The organism is Bacteroides sp. AR29 (assembly GCF_900217715.1).
GTDB classification, from domain to species: domain Bacteria; phylum Bacteroidota; class Bacteroidia; order Bacteroidales; family Bacteroidaceae; genus Bacteroides; species Bacteroides uniformis.
In genome coordinates, this window is the sequence record NZ_OBMS01000006.1 from 181,812 (window position 1) to 198,894 (window position 17,083).

The following is a 17,083-nucleotide window of genomic DNA, read 5'->3' on the forward strand; positions in this document are numbered from 1 at the left end:
AACATTATCAGATATGGAACAATCAGAAGAACTAAAAGAGTTAAAAGACGCATTGGAGATATTAGAGTATCATTATTCAGAATATAAGGAATACAAGTCCAAGTCCAAACGTGGTAGGTCGAAAGACAGAGAATATGCACTGTCTGAAATGATGGCACATGCAAAGTTCTTGCAGAATTGCCTGTCAACCCCCACCATATTTCCCCTTATTGCAAACGGCAGTCCATTCCAACTTGAAAGCTTTTGGAAATTCGCCGACAGTGATATGCCGGAGTACTTAGAAAAAATAAAGAGACGAATAGAGGAGCTTGAAAAACAATTCCCAGTTTGAGCTTGTTGTTGTCAGAAAAAGATGTATTTTTGTAAAGGATTCCATCAATTGCAACAATATGCAATCACATAATTTCAACTTTGAAGAAGAAAAGGCCGAGCCGTAAAATTTAAAAAAACAAGAATAACACCGCCTATTAACCGTTTTTTATTACTAAATTCGCAAAAAAGAATAAGAACGGAACCCAAACAAATAACAGTATGGCACAATTAATCATCAAGAATATAGGCCCCATTAAGGATGTAGATATTACACTGAATAAAGTGAATGTCATCATCGGACCGCAAAGCTCCGGCAAAAGCACCATCAATAAAATTGCCTGCTACTGCACTTGGGTGGAAAAGAAGGTATCCCTTGACCAAAGCTTTGACTTCTTCCTCACAGGAACCAATTTCTTGGATAGACTTGTGGAATTCCATAAGATGAAAGGGTATTTCCGACAAGAATCGTACATCGAATTCAGTTCAGAAGTGATTAAGATTACCTATGCTTATCAGGCTGATGCCATTCCCACATTCGAGTGGGTTAATCAATACGGCTATCAACGTACCAAAATTTCATATATACCCGCCGAACGTAATGTGGTATCGCTCATTGCCGGATGGGAAGAGGTAAAATTGCCCAACAACAACATTTTCAATTTCATGATGGACTGGAACATGGCTCGCAAGGCGTACACACCTGCCCACAGTCTGCTCATCGACTATATCAAGGGTAATTATTACTATGATGAGGAAGCCGAAACGGACTTTTTGCAAATGGAAAACGGAGACAAAATCCAACTGACGAATGCTTCGAGCGGACAGCAATCAATGATTCCGTTGTATCTGCTGATACGCTACTTCACCCAATCCATCTATGAGAAAAAGGAAGATACCAATGTAAAAAATAAGGAGAGAGAAGTTAATCTGATTCAACAACTGTTTTTACATGCCTTTCAGAGCATAAAAAACAACACCTCCATCTTGAAGGAAAACGAAAGCATACAGGATTTTATAGAAACCAACTTGTTCAACGACAATAGCAGCAACAGTGAACTCACCGAAAAAGGCGCACGGTTCTTGGATTCATTGTCGAAAAGTTTTTCTAATTTCATCGACACCAAATTCACAAGTCTATTTATTGAGGAACCCGAACTGAACTTGTTTCCCTCCACCCAACGCCAATTGTTTTATTTCATTCTTCAAGCCATACAAAAAGGCGGTCATAGGCTCTTCGTCACCACACATAGCCCATATATACTCTACGCACTCAACAATTGCATGATGGGGGCGCTGGTGAAAGATGAAATGCCTGAAGAGATGGCGCAAACCTTGGAAAGCTGTCAAGCATGGATAGCACCCGAATTGGTGTCTGCCTGGCAGATTGAAAATGGACAGCTGGTATCTATACAAGAGGAACAAACACGTAACATCGGCAAGCACTATTTCAACCGCATCATGAACGATACTCTGGATGAATACTACACGATGCTGAACTTCTTCAACCCCCAAAAGAAATGAAAGAGAGAATCGTCCGTACATTTCGCCGGGTATACAATCGCCATTCTTTCATTGAAACAGATGGTCTGAAACTTTATGTGGTGGATAGAGCAGAGAGCGAAGATGGTGAGGTAGAAATAATGGACAAGGAAGATGATAGCATAAAAGCTGTGTGTTTGGAAAATGAAAACAACATAGAGGTGTTTTTTGATGGATTTAAAAAAAATGCACTACCCATTACAAACAAGCTGTATTCCAAACAGTGTGAATGTGCCATTTTACCTCGCGAAGCTGATACAGAGGAGTGGTTGCTGTTTATCGAAACAAAATATGCGACAGACTTGGCAAGAGCTCAAAAAGCAGAAGCTGATTATCCCAATAGGATGGTTGAGCAAATTAAAGCAACAGTGCAATATTTTCGTTCCAAGGGCATTATTGACTCAGAAAAAGTAGTGCATGCCATTATCTCTTTTCCTAATTTAGTGAATGAATTCAATTCATGGGTCTTTCCACTGATTCACAAAGACGGCACAGAAGAATCCGTTTTGGATATTCGCTTGAATGACAAGATTATTATCCGCGCCACTAATCATGCAAAGATTGTAAACGAAAAAACACTTCTCTTGTTATCCTAAAAATCTATTAGAAACTTTCTGTAAAAATACGCACATTTATCATCATGAGGAGAAATCAAAATCCTCATGACACTTTATCATATTGTTCAAAATGAAAATCTTACTTGCAAACAAGTTCTACTACAGACGTGGTGGAGACTGTGTGTGTACCATCAACCTGGAAGAGTTGCTGAAGTCACACGGGCATGAAGTGGCGATATTCGCCATGCAGCACCCCGATACGCTCCCTACTCCATGGAGCTGGTATTTCCCCAGTGAAGTGAAGTTTAAACCCGGCCCGGGAATGATTGAAGCCTTCCTGCGACCATTCGGTACAAGGGAAGTAAAGAATAAATTCAATGCACTGCTGGATGATTTCCAACCTGACGTGGTACACCTCAATAATATTCACTCGCAACTGTCACCGTTGATAGCCGAACTGGCACACCAAAGAGGCATCAAAGTCGTATGGACTCTGCACGACTACAAGCTGCTATGCCCACGCTACGACTGCCTGCGCGACGGGAAGAAAGCCTGTGAAGAATGCTTCACAAACAAGCATAAAGTACTGGAATACAAATGCATGAAAGGTTCGGCCGTAGCCAGTCTGCTCGCCTACAAAGAAGCCATGAAATGGAACAGGGAACGGATAGAAAAATGCACGGACATTTATCTTTGTCCCAGCCGATTCATGGCAAACAAGATGACAGAAGGAGGATTCTCTCCCGATAAGATACACAAGCTGTGCAATTTTATCGATGTGGAGAAATGCCGGAAAGACTCATACTCCAAAGAAGATTACTATTGCTTTATCGGAAGATTGTCTCACGAAAAAGGTATAAAAACACTGATAGAATCAGCCAATAGCCTTCCATACAAATTAGTGATTATAGGTGGCGGCCCTCTGGAAGAGGAAGCAAAAGCACAAGCCGGAAACAAGGTGGAATTTGTAGGGTTCAAACAGTGGGAACAAATAAAGGAAATAGTGGGTAAAGCGCGATTCAGCGTAATTCCATCAGAATGTTATGAAAACAATCCGCTATCCGTGATTGAAGCCCAATGCTTGGGAACTCCTGTGCTGGGTGCACGAATCGGAGGTATTCCGGAACTGATTGAAGAAGGTGTAAGTGGCATGACATTTGAAAGTCGCAATGTGAAGGACTTGAAAGAGAAGATAGAGAGCATGTTTGCTACTTCGTTCGACTACAGAGTAATCGCAGAATCCTCGCAAAGACGATATAATGCAGAAAATTACTATAACCAAATAGTAGAAATATATAAATAAAATTATCAATAAAACAAATTATGAGAACAGTAGTACAAGGAAGTCTGATTACAACTTTTCGTTGTAATGCAAAATGTAACATGTGCAACATCTGGAAAAACCAAACCAAACCGGAAGAGGAAATAGATTATCATTATTATGAAAAGCTTCCAAAAGGATTACGCATAAACATAACCGGTGGGGAATCGACCATCCGCAAAGATATTGACGAGATTTTTAGAGTGTTATATCCTAAAGCTTCTTTATTGGAACTCAGTACAAATGGATTCAATACCGATACAATTGTAAGATTGGCAAACAAATACCCCAATATACTTATTCGTGTCAGTCTTGAAGGTCTGCCACAACTGAATGATAGTAAAAGAGGTACAGTAAATGGTTTCGACCACGCATTGAGGACTATGCTGGAGCTAAAAAAAACCAAATGTAAAAATATAGGCTTCTCGGTAGTCATTTCTCCCGATAACTATAAAGATTTGCTTTATTTGTATGACCTATGCGTAGCCCTTGACGTAGAATTAGGTAATTCGGTTGTACATAACTCATGGTATTTCCATAAGGATGACAACCTGCTGACCAGCCAGAATGCTCTTACTGAACATGAAAAATTCGTAAAAGCTTTACTGACATCCAAAAGACGAACATTGAAAAGCAGACTGAAAGATTATGGCAGAGCCTATTTCAACAAAAGTATCCATAGAAGATTGAGAGGGGATGAACCGGGCTACAGACCGGAATGCGGAGCATTACATGACTTTTTCTTCATTGACCCGTGGGGAAATGTATCTCCCTGCAACGGTTCTTCTGAAGAATGGATAATAGGAAATATAAAGAATGATTCTTTTGAAAACATCATGAACTCAGACAAAGCCAAAGAGGTAGCACAGAAAGTAAAAGAGTGCAAATGCAATTGCGCTTTCATCGTAACTGAGCGACATGATATGGTACGCAAACCCTGGAAACCGATTTTATGGATTATCAAGAACAAGATAAGAATTGCACAAGGTAAAAACATCTGCTGGTAACACAAAAAGACATGAAAATATATGTTTTAGGAACCAGAGGATTTCCGCAAATACAAGGAGGCGTAGAAAAACACTGCGAATCCTTGTATCCTCTTTTTGACAATGAATTCAAGTTCACCGTATTTCGAAGAAAACCTTATATAAACTCATCACTGACTTACCCAAACATTAAGTTCATTGACCTCCCTTCTACCAAAATAAAAGGATTTGAAGCTGTATTTCATTCTTTTTTAGCCACCATATCAGCGTGCTTTGGAAAAAGCGATGTGGTGCATATTCATAACATTGGTCCCGCACTTTTTGCTCCATTACTCAGATTGCTTGGTAAGAAAGTGGTACTTACCTACCACAGTCCCAATTATGAACATGCCAAATGGGGAAAAGTGGCAAAACATATATTGAAATTCAGCGAAAGTATTGCATTGAATTGTTCGCAGGCAATTATTTTTGTAAATAAATTCCAAATGCAAAAATATCCGGCAAAAGTACAAGAGAAATCTGTTTATATTCCTAACGGAATACCCAATGTACAACCGACCTCGAAACATGATTACATTAGTAGTTTAGGATTAACACCCGGAAAGTATGTAATCGGCGTGGGACGTATTACTCCTGAAAAGGGTTTCGATGTATTGATTCAAGCATTCGAGAAACTGAATACCGACTATAAGTTGGTGATAGTTGGTGGTGTGGAGGCAGAATCGGATTACGAAGAAAAACTTAAGAAGTTGATAAAGTCCAACCGGGTGGTCTTTACAGGATATATCTTTGGCGAGAAACTCAACGAAGTGTATAGTCATGCCGGAGTGTATGTGCTTTCTTCGTATAACGAAGGATTCCCGTTGGTATTATTGGAAGCTATGAGTTATCAATTAGATGTACTGGTGAGTGATATTCCAGCCACTCACTTAATAGATTTGAAAGAGTCTGATTATTTCAAACCAGGTGATGTGCATGATTTGGCTTGCCACTTGCAACAAAAATTAGCGCCCCCCCAAAAACGTACATATAACTTGTCGGCTTTCGATTGGGAGAAAATAGCACAACAAGTAATGGAAGTATATAAAGAAGTAAGAATACGAAAAGGGACTTGATTACTCTCTACTTGTGAAAAAAACATCCTAAACTATGCCATTATGGAAGATTTTCAATATACCTTTGCCGTAAAATAAAATAAGAATCCATGTGTAACGATAAAGGCTTAAAAAGAATATACAACATTCAACATCATTATTTTCCGATTATAATACTGTTGTTATTGTTCTGCATGAGACATACTATTATTTACAGTTGGATGACGGTAATAGGCAATCCGCTATTTGGAAAAATTAAAGACACGCCATTTAATGACATTCTTTTTATACTTCTCGTACTTATTCCTTTAATAAGTTTTATATGTATTTGTAAGAACATCACCAAACGCTTCATCTGTAAAACAATCTACTTAATGCTTGGCATACTAACATTTTATATATATGTTCGAATAACACCTACATATAGGGAATTATGTACGCCTTTTTATAGTGAATACCTCAATGGTTTTTATTATGTCGACGCGAGCATGTTCTGTTTACTAATGCAAATAGCCATCTTATCGTGCCTTTCACACAAAAAAAGAGAGAAACCCTCTTCACCTCTGGCAGTACCCGCAATAACCCTGCACGATGACACTTGTCCATCCGATGATATTCTACATAGAAAAGAAGAAGCCAATCAACTGGTCGAATATTTGGAAAAGAATCCTGTATACTCCGGTGCGATAGGAGTGTCTGTAGAGGGTGAATGGGGATGTGGAAAAACCACTTTTCTACACTATATGGAGGAAGAATATATCAAAAGAGAAATACATCCTATTTGGTTTAATCCATGGAAAGACAATATCAAAGACATCAAATCGTCTTTCCTAAATCTATTGTACAGTAAATTTGAAAACAACGATGTAACAACTTCTCTACTGCGTAAGTATGAATCGAAAATCAAAGTGACCAACATCACCAATTGGTTCTCTTTAATAATACTTTCCGTGAAGCACTTATTGGGAAAAGAAGAGAAGGACTTTGCTGACATTAAGAAGGAACTAAATCAACAAATGTCAATGGAAAAATATACAACCGTAGTTTTCATTGATGACTGTGACCGACTGGAAAACAACATATTCGTGGAAGTAATTTCACTTATTCGAACCGTGGCTGACCTACCTCGCTTCACTATCATTGTAACTTTTGACCCTAACCAAGCCGACCGGGTTCTTGGAAATAATGGTGGAAAAATGTACTTAAAAAAGATGTTCAATGTAAGCCACAAACTTTTTACTCTAAGCAATGGAGAACTGAGTCTATATCTCTACGAAGAGATGAAAAAGATGAATATGCCTCTACCAGAGCAAGAGAATCCGTTTGAAACACTCTCAATCAAGGAATTCTTACCCACCATACGAGATGCCAAGCATTATCTCAATCTTCTCAGCCAAGATATAAAGAGCTATCTTGGCAAAGAAGATTTCAAGAATCTGGTATGGAGTAAATGGTATTTGGTAGAGTTACTAAAACACTGTGATTCATATCTCTATACCCAACTAAAAAGCACGCCTGCCCGATGGCTTGACACATCCAAAAAAGTATGCAAGAATTGGGAATTTGTAGTACCCCGGCAAGAATGGATAGAAGCACAAGATAAAGATATAAAAAGGATTCTCCAATCCCTGTTCTGCGACACGACTTCATCATTCAGACCATTCGACATTACCAATACCCTATACTATCAGCGTTATTTCACTCCATCTATGCCATCGTATTTTCTCTCTTATAAAGAGTTCGCCGAAATAGATACAGATAAAAATCTTCGCGACACTTTTGAAAGCCTAATAAAAAGTGGTAAACAGAATCTACCGCATCTTATTATGGAAACCAGTCAATCTCAAGGCTATTATTATGTGCTCCCTATTTTAGAAGCGTATGTATCCGCAAAACAGAAAATTTCACACTTCAATACAATAACATCCTTCTATACCAGTACCTATTACAGAGAAACTGCAAATATTATAAAAGATGAACCATGGCTATGTCAAATGACATGGGAATCATTGGGCAACACTGGATTTAATGAATATAAAGAAGAAGACAAAAAAGGAGTTCCCTTTTTTGAACATTACTTGAAAAACACAAAAGACATAACAGCACTTACGGCACTTTTCTGTTCTGTAATGCATCAATATAGTCCTACTGAATATTTAGATGCCAACCATTTCTTTTACCTATTACTGAAAAAAGAAATGACCAGTTCTTCTCCAGATTACGCAAACATGTTATGGATGATAGCGGATTGTGTAGATCCAAGCTTAAACGAACTATTTCTCGATAAATTTCTTGATGAGCACTTCCTTGATATATTACCTCATATCCTTACATTCGTAAAAAATGAAAATGACCTATACATCTTGGCAAAACACGACGGTTTAAGAGGTATCTTTGATACAAGCAGACATTTTAAACAGAAAATAAACAAATGGCAACAAGAAAAAAGATACCCGGAAGTATTGCTCGAAGAAGTGTCATCCCTTGTATTCTTCACGGGAATATATCGGAAAGGAAACTATCAAAACCTGCATGCTTCACATCATCCACAACTAATGAAGTACAAGCCTAATACTGTGTTAAACACTCCAATCACCTCCCTAAAGATAAAATATGACTTTTGGAATGCGGAAACACGTTTTAACCTAACTGAAAACTTTTACTTTGAGATTGACCCAAACAGTTAAGAAACAAAATTACAGGTACCAACCTCGTCGAACCTATTTCAAAAATATTTTCAGTGGGAATTAATACCCAATGTATACTCATAAAAAGAGGTAAAATGCAAAGTAGCAGAAGTATACAGAGGCTGTGTGTCACCCCGGTAATATGAAAAACAGCACTATTGGAGCAACAGTTTAGTGTTATTTCCCCTTTTTCTCTTGCATATCAAATACATTTGACGTAATTTTGTCACATATAAGATATATCCAGATGCCGGCACAAACCTCTTTTCCATGTGACCGGCAATAGCGTAGCGTACTTTAGACTCATCGGACAACAACGCTTTAAAATCAAGAATTACATGAAATTCAGACAAGGACTTATGGTCTGTTGCCTGTTGTGCTGTGCCCTCAAGGTACAAGCTCAATATTCCATGGGTAACACCGGGCAGCTAAACATACCCACTGCCGAGATGCAAGAGGCAGGTACTTTTATGGGGGGAGGAAACTATCTCCCGAACGGCATGACACCGTTTAACTTCAACACCGGAAATTATTTCGTCAACATCACATTTCTATCCTTTCTGGAGTTGAGTTATCGGTGTACACTATTGAAAACCAAACGGTATGACGGCAAGAAAGGCTACTTCCAGCAAGACCGCTCAATGACTGCACGCATACGACCCCTGAAAGAAGGAAAATACCGGCCCAGCTTGGTGGTAGGTGTAGATGACCCTTTTAAAAATACCGGAACCAACTACTTTGCCTCAGTTTACGGTACTCTGACCAAAGGTTTCTCCATCGTAAAAGGTGACCGCCTGGCACTGACAGCAGGCTACTATATCCCACTAAATGACCACAGCATAAAAGACGGCCCCTTCGGAGGCATCAGCTACTCCCCCGCTTTCTGCCGGGAGATGACTGTCATGGCGGAATATGATTCGGAAGGTTTCAATATGGGAGCTGCCGCCAGATTATGGAAGCATCTCTCCATCCATGTGTTTACCAGAGAATTCAACAGCATATCGGGAGGAATACGGTATGAATGCAGGCTGTTGCATTAGGAGAAGGATTAGGGATTAAATTAAGGAGAAGGATTAGGGATTGGAGAATAGAATGGATATTAAGAGAAAAGGCGGTTTGAAGTGGATGCTTGCGGCAGTGTTCGGTTGCTTTTTTGCAACGGCAGATGCTCAAGTGACAGAGAGCTTGAAAGCCATCGGGATGGAAAACATCCGATGTGTACAGACACCGGGGATGACTACCGTAAGCTTTGAGAACAATGTGTATAGAAGTTCCTGCACCGGGGTGGGCAAAGCCATAGATGCCTGCTTGGGAAGCAAGACGAAGGGAGATTTGCAGTTAGTGGTACTGGAAAACCTGATACCGAAGCTTTGCATCAATCTGCCGGACACGCTGACGGAAGCATACAGAAACGGGGAAATCAGCCTGATACAGGTATATCGGCAGATGGGGATTACAGCGGATACAGACCCTGCCATGAAGGTATTGAAAAACGCCGGTCGGGAAGAAGCGCCGTCTGCCTGGAAGGTGGATTTGGTGGTATATCCCGATTTGTTTTTAGAGAACAATACGTTTGACGAACTGTATACGTATGCCATCAACCTGAATCCGGCTGTGGAAATGGCTCTGTGGAAAGGCGGGAAAATGACCGCACAAGTGATACTGCCCGTAGCCACCAACCTGAGCGGAGAGATGAACCGGATAAGACCGGGAATCATCGCTTTATCTCAGGAAGTACGTTTCAGGCATAATATCTTCGGGAAAATGACGGTGGGCAACTTTACCAACAACCGCTACGGTGCGCAACTGGAAATAAAATACCGCACCGACAACGGACGCTGGGAACTGGGCGGAACGGCAGGCTCCACCGGTTTCTCCGCCGTCACCCGGGAAGACGGATGGTATATGGGCAGAAAACAACGTATCAATGCCTCGCTGAACGCTTCGTACTACGAACCGCACCTCAACTTGCAGTTCGACCTGAAAGCAGGGAGGTATATTTACGGTGATTATGGAGTGAGAGGAGACTGTACGCGGCACTTCGGAGAGTATGCCATCGGCTTGTATGCCCTCTGTACGGACGGAGAGATAAACGGAGGATTTCATTTTGCCATCCCCCTGCCGGGAAAGAAATGGAGCCGGAAAGGATTCTTCAGGGTAAAGCCTGCCGACTACTTTACATGGACATACGGCATGGTGGCAGATGGAGAATACATAGAAAAACGACTGGGAAGAAGTTACAGCACACGCCCTGACGAGAACCGGAGCAGCAACTTCTACCAGCCGGACTATATACGCTACTTCCTTATAAAAGAAATACAACGGGAACTATCAAAAGAAATACAACGGGAGTTATCAAAATAAATATTAATTAAACACTTGAATTTTATTAATTGACAAAGTTATGAAAAAGAAAAATTTGTTTTTTGGAGGTCTGCTGATGTTTGCCATGGCCTTTAGTACTGTAGCACTCATCGCCTGTGGTGACGATGACAAAGAGAATGAAGAAGTAGTAGATCCGCTGGAAACGGAAAAGGAATATTACATTGTGGGCACAGTGACAGCTACCGGCGGTGCATTGACCGGTGCCCAGGTAGATGCCGGAAACAACCTGACAGCTACTACCGATGCACAAGGCGTGTACATGCTGACCGTGAAAGAAACCGGTGAATATAACCTGAAATTCACAGCTACCGACATGGAAAGCATGGAAAGCAAAGTGACCATTGCCGCAAGCACCGCCAATCGTACACAAACCACTCTGAATGTGAAAATGGCGAAAGCCATCAGCTTTGAAAATGTAGAAGAAGTGACAGTAGAAGCTGACAAGGAAACCAACGTGGAAGCTGCCCAGAACGAAACCTCTGCGGAAGAAGCAGCCACTACCACAACCGTATCCGTACCGGCACAAGCTGCTGAAGAAGGCACGACTATTGCCGCCGTAACTTACGAAGAGCCGAAAGCCAGCACAAGCGAAGAGGTGGCAGAAACTCCGAAAGAAGAAGCGGTGCCCGTGACGGCAGTAGCCATCAAAGTGACACCGGAAGATGCGGTGGCCAAAGCTCCTATTGAAATAAAGACAGCGGTAACAGGTAGTGCAAGCACCGGCTCTTACTTTGACCCTGCCTCCATGGAAGCGTTGAAAGATGCTGTTGTCACAAGAGCTGCCGTACACTTTGGAGACGTAACCTACAAAGACGGCAACTACGTCATTACAATTCCCGAAGGCGAAAAAATACAAGGCAAGTATCTGACCAATATCCTGCCAAGCAAAACTGTAAGCAAAATACAGCAAGGCGGATATAACACCGTGAACGGAGAAAACGGTGTAATCAAGATTGAAAACAGAGATTACTCGGCACTGACCGCCACTCTGAAGGTAATCACCAAGTGCGGCTGGGACTACACCACTACCCCGGAAGCTGCATTGCAAGCCGTGGGAGCCTCTAAAGGACTGGCTTCTGTCATCGAAAAGTGTATCACCAACGCCGAAGGCAGCAAGAATGGCTATTACACCGTAGAAAAAGAATTGAAGACCGCCATCAGCGGAAACAACCAACTGGTTTTCGGCAGCCGCAGCAAAACCCAGACGAAGACATATACATTCCCCGTATTCGTAAACGGTGCGAAAAAACAGGTTGTTGTCCAACTGAATTGCTACACGGGCTATACCGAAGAATACAGCAATACCCCTATCAACAAGCATTCAGGCGGTACAACCGGAAAATAAAGCGAACGGCATAACCTATAATCCCCTTTAAGCAATTTATCTGCCTATGACCATAGCCATTGATTTTGACGGTACCATTGTAGAACACCGCTATCCCCAGATAGGAGAAGAAATTCCCTTTGCCACCGCTACGCTGAAGATGCTGATAAACGAGCGTCACCGGCTGATTTTATGGTCGGTACGTGAAGGGAAGCTCCTGGAGGAAGCTGTGGAATGGTGTAGGAAACGGGGTGTGGAATTCTATGCCGTCAACCGGGACTATCCGGAAGAAGACATCGCACACACCGGTTTTTCACGCAAAGTAAAAGCCGATCTCTTTATCGATGACCGCAACCTGGGCGGACTGCCCGACTGGGGAAGCATCTACCGCATGGTGCATGACGGGCTGACCTACGAAGAACTGTTTCGCGAAAACAGTGAACCGGTCCGGCAGAAAAAGAAGGGCTTTTGGGCACGTTTGAAAAAATAATATCCGAATGAGATTTTTGACTTATGTCAATTCATAACCCGCAAAAACCTTCTAATTTTGTACTCGAAATAGAGAAAGATTAGTTTTTATAAGAGTAAAGAGATTAGTTTTTAGGGTGCACTAAAAAAATAGGCAATATCCACAATGGTTATTGCCTATTTTTATATATAGCCGGAAGCCAAGTACATCAATACAGACTTCCTTGACCGACTTCCGTAAAGAGCTTCGACAACTTCTCCACCACCGGTTTCATATAACGTTCTCCTTTCTCGGCAGAAGCTTTTTTGGGGTTCCCTACCCCGCTGTCGACTGTAGCCTTATCCCAATGGCGAGGAGCCCAGCCAACCTTTTCATTCAAGGAAGGAATGGCAAACGGTTTGGATTCCCCGTCACCGGCCTCAGCCAAATTCACCAGCTCGGGATGGTAATGCATCATAACGGAAGTCTCAGACTCGCCGGCATGGTCGTCGACAACAGCCTCAAAGTAGTCTTTGGGAGGGACGATGCTGAACCAGTCGGCAGCGATAATCAGAAAATCGGGATACACAAACGCCAGGTCACGAATCATTCCCTTGAAGTTGTTGCCGCCATGACCGCTGAGAATAATCAGCTTACGCATGCCTTGTGCATAGAGGGAGGCAACTATGTCTTCCAGAATGGCCTGCTGGGTGGAATAGCGGGTATGGATGCAGAACGGAAGTTCGCGCTGCCCCGGATTGTGTGCACCGAAAGGTACGGGAGGCATCACCATACAGCGTACACCGGAATTCTGCAAAGCCAGTGCAGCCGCATCTACGGCAATATCATGCGGCAGAATACAATCAGTGAGATAAGGCAGATGCAGATTATGGGGCTCCGTAGCTCCCCAAGGTAGGATGACAACGTCATACTTCACTCCTTTCACCTTTCCATAGCAGGAAACAGTAAGGTCAATTTCTCTTTTTTCCATGATAGTTTATTTTGGGGGTAAATCTTTACCGCAAAAATAAACATTATTCCGTCACATTGAACCTATTGCCGGCGATATTCTTTAGGTGACATACCGGTGTGATGCTTGAAATACTTGCCAAAGAACGACTGGTTGGCAAAGTGCAGCTCGTCTGCAATTTCCTGAATGCTCAGCTCGGAAGACTTCAACAAGGCTTTGGCTTCCAAAACGACGAGACTGTCAATCCATTCGCCCGCCGTCTTTCCGCTGATTTCCTTCACTACGGTGGAAAGGTGCTTGGCAGTGAGGAACATCTTATCAGCATAGTAGGACACACTGCGCTCTTCCTTATAGGACTCGGAAATAGCACGGATAAAGCGCTCGAACAAGTCTTCCTTCCTGCTTTTGGGAATGCGTTCCTGGATGACATGTCCTTGATAGATATTATATATCTCATAAAAAAGGGCCAACAGCAACCCCTGAGTGATTTCCTTACGGAAAGGATTGTCTTTCAGCTTCACCTTGCTCCAAAGAAAAGAGTGATACTCCTGAAACGATTGGGATTCCTCCGGAGTGATGTGAACGAGGGGCCGCTCCTTAATCATGAAAAACATAGGGAAAAGCTGTTGCATGGTAGGTATCACCATATCCATAAAATCCCTTGAAACAGCAATGAAAAGTCCGGAAAAATCTTCGGAGCGTTCCCGTTGCAGAACAATCTGGTCGGGAAGAATAATGCCCAACATACCTTCCCGCATTTCACATTGCTGCAGGTTGAGTTCCAGTTTGCACCACCCTTTCAAACAGACAGTCAGGCAAGCAGCATTCAAACGGGTGGGATAAGAGCTCAAAGGCATATCCTTGATGTCATTAAAAATAGCAAAATCATTGCCGATGAAATCAATCATCGGCAAATGATGTATCTGGGAAATGTCTACATTCCGTATTCTCTTAGTATCCATGGTTTTTGTGCTTTGGCGACAAATGTAGGACTATTTTGCGGAATTTAGCTCTAAAAATTCTTAAATGGAAACTTTTAGTTCATTATCTTGAAACCGATAAAAAAGGTTCTCGGCTGCGTCGGTCCGTAGAAATAACCCGCATCGCGGAATTCCCCTTTATCCAGGTCTTTCTGGAAACTGTTGAAGATGTTCTGTACACCCGTGTTCAACTGGAGTTTGATATGGTCGTGAAGCACAAAGGTGTAGTTCAGCTTCACATTCAGGTCCAGGAATTGGGGAGTATGCTCCATGCGGTCTGAAGTGATATTACAGAAGGCACCCTCGGGAGCATCTTCCGGTGCGTAGTGCGGAACAATCATCTTTCCCGTATAGGTACCGGAAAGAGAGAAATCAAAATTCTTTACCGGTGCGGAGGAGAAAGTGAAGTACCCGTAATAATCAGGTGTACGGGGCATGCGCTTGGTGGTAAGGTCTTCTCCGTCCACCTTCGTCCAGGCTTCCTCATGGGTATAGCGGCTGCGCTGTGCCGTAAATCCGAGCTGGAACTGCGCCTCCTTGCCATGGGCAATCTTTACATCCAGATTGGCACCATATACGCGTGCACCGTTTCCGTTGCGGCGCTCCTTGATGACATCCCCTACTTCGTTCTTGCCGATATCTTCGAGCACAAAGACGTGGCGCAGGTCTGTATAGAAACCCTCCACCAGGATGTTTGCCTGCCAGTGTCCCAGATGGGCAGTCCAGTCCACCGAACCGCTGTAACTGTTGGAGCGTTCTTCACTCAGGTTATCGGCGAGTTTGATTTGGACTCCCTTGCCGCCTACTGCCGTCACGTGCAAGTCCTCATCGTATGCCTGCGGAGCGCGGAAACCGGTAGAGTAAGTCAAGCGTGCCTGAAAATCATCTGCCGGCTTGTAGAGCAGGTTGACGCGGGGGCTGAAAATAAGCTTGTCTATCAGGTTGTGTTTGTCCAGGCGGGCGCCGACCAGCATGGTCAGTACGTTCATCTTCCACTCATTCTGCACGAAGGCGCTGGCAATGCGGACATCCTGCTCCATGTCACGATGATAGCCGGTCATGATGTCGTGCAGGGAGTTGTTCTGATATTCCAGTCCGCCGGTGAAGGTGGCGGGGGCAAAGAAGCAGTTGTCCATATTGCCCACGTACATGCCGCCGGCAACCCAGGTCAGGTCTTTCGTCTTGCCGTAGGCATTCATGTTCTTTTGGGCACCATAGTAGCTGTTGCGGTCGGTGTGCTGGATGGAGGTGTAAGCCGAAATCTTATGCTTGTACTCTTTCCAGAACAAATCATAGCTCACGCCTCCGCTATTGATGATATGCTTGGTCTGCTCGGTGATGTCCGTCTCGTGCGGCTGCAAATCGAATTTGTTGCCTCCGCGACGAAGTTCGTTAGTGGTATGGTATTCCAGATTGATGCGGCTGAAATGCGTAGGACGGTAATAGGCGCGGAAACCGAAGGTATTCATGTTCAGCTTGCCCAGCTCGGAAAAGCCATCGCCATCGCGGTCGTAGGGGTTACGGTTGCGGTAACTCTCATAAAAGGCGATGCCGTAAGAATTGTCTTTGGCTACCAGAGACACATTGCCACCCATATATTGCTCCCAGGACTTGCCGTCCATATTGGAGAACATGCTCGATACCTGGAAGGAATTGTTGATGGGGTCTTTGGTTATAATATTGATAGTTCCTCCCACAGCATTGGCGCCAAACAGGGCAGAGCCTCCGCCACGCACCACTTCTACCCGTTCAATCATGTTCACGGGGATTTGCTCCAATCCGTACACACCGCTCAATGCACTGATGATGGGACGGCTGTTTATCAATATCTGCGAATACGGACCTTCCAAGCCATTGATGCGCACCTGGGGGAAACCACAGTTCTGGCAGTTATTCTCCACACGCAAGCCCGACTGGTAGTTCAGTGTCTTGGCAAGGTCGGTGGAGTTGACCATCTCGAACAATTTGGTACTCATCACATTTACAACTACCGGAGCTGCCTTGCGGCTTACCTCGTTGCGGTTGGCGGATACCACCACTTCATCGGTCATGAAACTCTCCTCTTCCATCGGGAAATGTATGACGGCAGTAAAGTCCTTGCTCACCGTCACTTCCTTCTCTTGGGTCTTGTAGCCCACTGCCGACACACGGAGCTTGTATTTTCCCGCCGGAAGCTTGCGGAACTCAAATTGTCCTTCTTCATTGGAAACCGTTCCCTGACCACTGCCGATAATCAAAACCGTGGCATACGGTATATTTTCCTCCGTACCTTTCACTATCACATGGCCGGAAATCATATTGCCTTCTTTTATAGAATTTACGGCAAAAGCTACGCTGGCACTTACCACTGCAAGTACCAACGCCAAAATGTATTGTTTCATCAAATTAGCGCTCTAAATAAAAAAAATAATTCAAGTCTGAAAAAAGATAATCATCCGAGATGCCGCACTTCGTTCACTGAAATGCCGGACTTCGAGACT

At 43.1% G+C, this 17,083-nt stretch carries 14 protein-coding genes; 11 read left to right on the forward strand and 3 right to left on the reverse strand.

Going from position 1 to position 17,083, the window contains the following annotated elements; all coding sequences use genetic code 11:
- The first annotated feature begins 13 nt into the window (after positions 1-13).
- The 11 genes from CSD97_RS05990 (at position 14) to CSD97_RS06045 (ending at position 12,695) form a co-directional block, all read left to right on the forward strand.
- Positions 14-331: a hypothetical protein gene (locus CSD97_RS05990; protein WP_098032088.1), complete on the forward strand. Its 318-nt coding sequence runs from the start codon at positions 14-16 to the stop codon at positions 329-331.
- Positions 332-531: 200 nt separating this feature from the next.
- The gene (locus CSD97_RS05995) at positions 532-1,833 is read left to right on the forward strand and encodes an AAA family ATPase (protein ID WP_098032089.1); all 1,302 of its coding nucleotides are present in this window, start codon (positions 532-534) and stop codon (positions 1,831-1,833) included.
- Positions 1,830-2,447: a hypothetical protein gene (locus CSD97_RS06000; RefSeq protein WP_098032090.1), complete on the forward strand. Its 618-nt coding sequence runs from the start codon at positions 1,830-1,832 to the stop codon at positions 2,445-2,447. The genes CSD97_RS05995 and CSD97_RS06000 overlap by 4 nt, the downstream gene beginning before the upstream one ends.
- Before the next feature lie 91 nt (positions 2,448-2,538).
- Positions 2,539-3,711 (forward strand): glycosyltransferase, encoded by a 1,173-nt coding sequence (locus tag CSD97_RS06005; RefSeq protein ID WP_098032091.1) that lies wholly within the window; start codon positions 2,539-2,541, stop codon positions 3,709-3,711.
- A 20-nt stretch (positions 3,712-3,731) separates the two neighbouring features.
- A complete protein-coding gene (locus CSD97_RS06010) occupies positions 3,732-4,736 on the forward strand; it encodes a radical SAM protein (protein WP_098032092.1) in 1,005 nt (334 codons plus the stop codon).
- A gap of 11 nt (positions 4,737-4,747) precedes the next feature.
- Entirely contained in the window at positions 4,748-5,830 is a 1,083-nt protein-coding gene (locus tag CSD97_RS06015) for a glycosyltransferase family 4 protein (protein ID WP_098032093.1), read from the forward strand.
- A 482-nt stretch (positions 5,831-6,312) separates the two neighbouring features.
- Positions 6,313-8,496: a P-loop NTPase fold protein gene (locus CSD97_RS06020; RefSeq protein ID WP_159461926.1), complete on the forward strand. Its 2,184-nt coding sequence runs from the start codon at positions 6,313-6,315 to the stop codon at positions 8,494-8,496.
- Between the two features lie 338 nt (positions 8,497-8,834).
- Positions 8,835-9,536 (forward strand): YjbH domain-containing protein, encoded by a 702-nt coding sequence (locus tag CSD97_RS06030; protein WP_173675099.1) that lies wholly within the window; start codon positions 8,835-8,837, stop codon positions 9,534-9,536.
- An 85-nt stretch (positions 9,537-9,621) separates the two neighbouring features.
- Positions 9,622-10,860 carry a YjbH domain-containing protein gene (locus CSD97_RS06035; RefSeq protein WP_173675101.1) on the forward strand — a complete coding sequence of 413 codons (1,239 nt, stop codon included), beginning with the start codon at positions 9,622-9,624 and terminating at the stop codon, positions 10,858-10,860.
- A gap of 40 nt (positions 10,861-10,900) precedes the next feature.
- The gene (locus CSD97_RS06040; protein ID WP_098032097.1) at positions 10,901-12,226 is read left to right on the forward strand and encodes a carboxypeptidase-like regulatory domain-containing protein; all 1,326 of its coding nucleotides are present in this window, start codon (positions 10,901-10,903) and stop codon (positions 12,224-12,226) included.
- Positions 12,227-12,272: 46 nt separating this feature from the next.
- Positions 12,273-12,695 carry a hypothetical protein gene (locus CSD97_RS06045; RefSeq protein ID WP_098032098.1) on the forward strand — a complete coding sequence of 141 codons (423 nt, stop codon included), beginning with the start codon at positions 12,273-12,275 and terminating at the stop codon, positions 12,693-12,695.
- 187 nt (positions 12,696-12,882) lie between these two features.
- On the opposite strand, the gene CSD97_RS06050 is transcribed toward CSD97_RS06045, so the two are convergent.
- The 3 genes from CSD97_RS06050 to CSD97_RS06060 all read right to left on the reverse strand — a co-directional run bounded on the left by CSD97_RS06050 (position 12,883) and on the right by CSD97_RS06060 (position 16,984).
- Positions 12,883-13,644, reverse strand: a complete 762-nt coding sequence (locus CSD97_RS06050; protein WP_098032099.1) for a creatininase family protein — start codon at positions 13,642-13,644, stop codon at positions 12,883-12,885.
- Between the two features lie 62 nt (positions 13,645-13,706).
- Entirely contained in the window at positions 13,707-14,585 is an 879-nt protein-coding gene (locus CSD97_RS06055) for a helix-turn-helix domain-containing protein (protein ID WP_098032100.1), read from the reverse strand.
- A 74-nt stretch (positions 14,586-14,659) separates the two neighbouring features.
- The gene (locus CSD97_RS06060) at positions 14,660-16,984 is read right to left on the reverse strand and encodes a TonB-dependent receptor (protein WP_098032101.1); all 2,325 of its coding nucleotides are present in this window, start codon (positions 16,982-16,984) and stop codon (positions 14,660-14,662) included.
- Positions 16,985-17,083: the final 99 nt, after the last annotated feature.

What these genes read in the sequence shown, in the direction of transcription:
- CSD97_RS05990 (WP_098032088.1), top strand. Translation starts at nt 14, where the DNA reads ATGGAACAATCAGAAGAACTAAAAGAGTTAAAAGACGCATTGGAGATA.
- CSD97_RS05995 (WP_098032089.1), top strand. Translation starts at nt 532, where the DNA reads ATGGCACAATTAATCATCAAGAATATAGGCCCCATTAAGGATGTAGAT.
- CSD97_RS06000 (WP_098032090.1), top strand. Translation starts at nt 1,830, where the DNA reads ATGAAAGAGAGAATCGTCCGTACATTTCGCCGGGTATACAATCGCCAT.
- CSD97_RS06005 (WP_098032091.1), top strand. Translation starts at nt 2,539, where the DNA reads ATGAAAATCTTACTTGCAAACAAGTTCTACTACAGACGTGGTGGAGAC.
- CSD97_RS06010 (WP_098032092.1), top strand. Translation starts at nt 3,732, where the DNA reads ATGAGAACAGTAGTACAAGGAAGTCTGATTACAACTTTTCGTTGTAAT.
- CSD97_RS06015 (WP_098032093.1), top strand. Translation starts at nt 4,748, where the DNA reads ATGAAAATATATGTTTTAGGAACCAGAGGATTTCCGCAAATACAAGGA.
- CSD97_RS06020 (WP_159461926.1), top strand. Translation starts at nt 6,313, where the DNA reads ATGCAAATAGCCATCTTATCGTGCCTTTCACACAAAAAAAGAGAGAAA.
- CSD97_RS06030 (WP_173675099.1), top strand. Translation starts at nt 8,835, where the DNA reads ATGAAATTCAGACAAGGACTTATGGTCTGTTGCCTGTTGTGCTGTGCC.
- CSD97_RS06035 (WP_173675101.1), top strand. Translation starts at nt 9,622, where the DNA reads ATGCTTGCGGCAGTGTTCGGTTGCTTTTTTGCAACGGCAGATGCTCAA.
- CSD97_RS06040 (WP_098032097.1), top strand. Translation starts at nt 10,901, where the DNA reads ATGAAAAAGAAAAATTTGTTTTTTGGAGGTCTGCTGATGTTTGCCATG.
- CSD97_RS06045 (WP_098032098.1), top strand. Translation starts at nt 12,273, where the DNA reads ATGACCATAGCCATTGATTTTGACGGTACCATTGTAGAACACCGCTAT.
- CSD97_RS06050 (WP_098032099.1), bottom strand. Translation starts at nt 13,644, where the DNA reads ATGGAAAAAAGAGAAATTGACCTTACTGTTTCCTGCTATGGAAAGGTG.
- CSD97_RS06055 (WP_098032100.1), bottom strand. Translation starts at nt 14,585, where the DNA reads ATGGATACTAAGAGAATACGGAATGTAGACATTTCCCAGATACATCAT.
- CSD97_RS06060 (WP_098032101.1), bottom strand. Translation starts at nt 16,984, where the DNA reads ATGAAACAATACATTTTGGCGTTGGTACTTGCAGTGGTAAGTGCCAGC.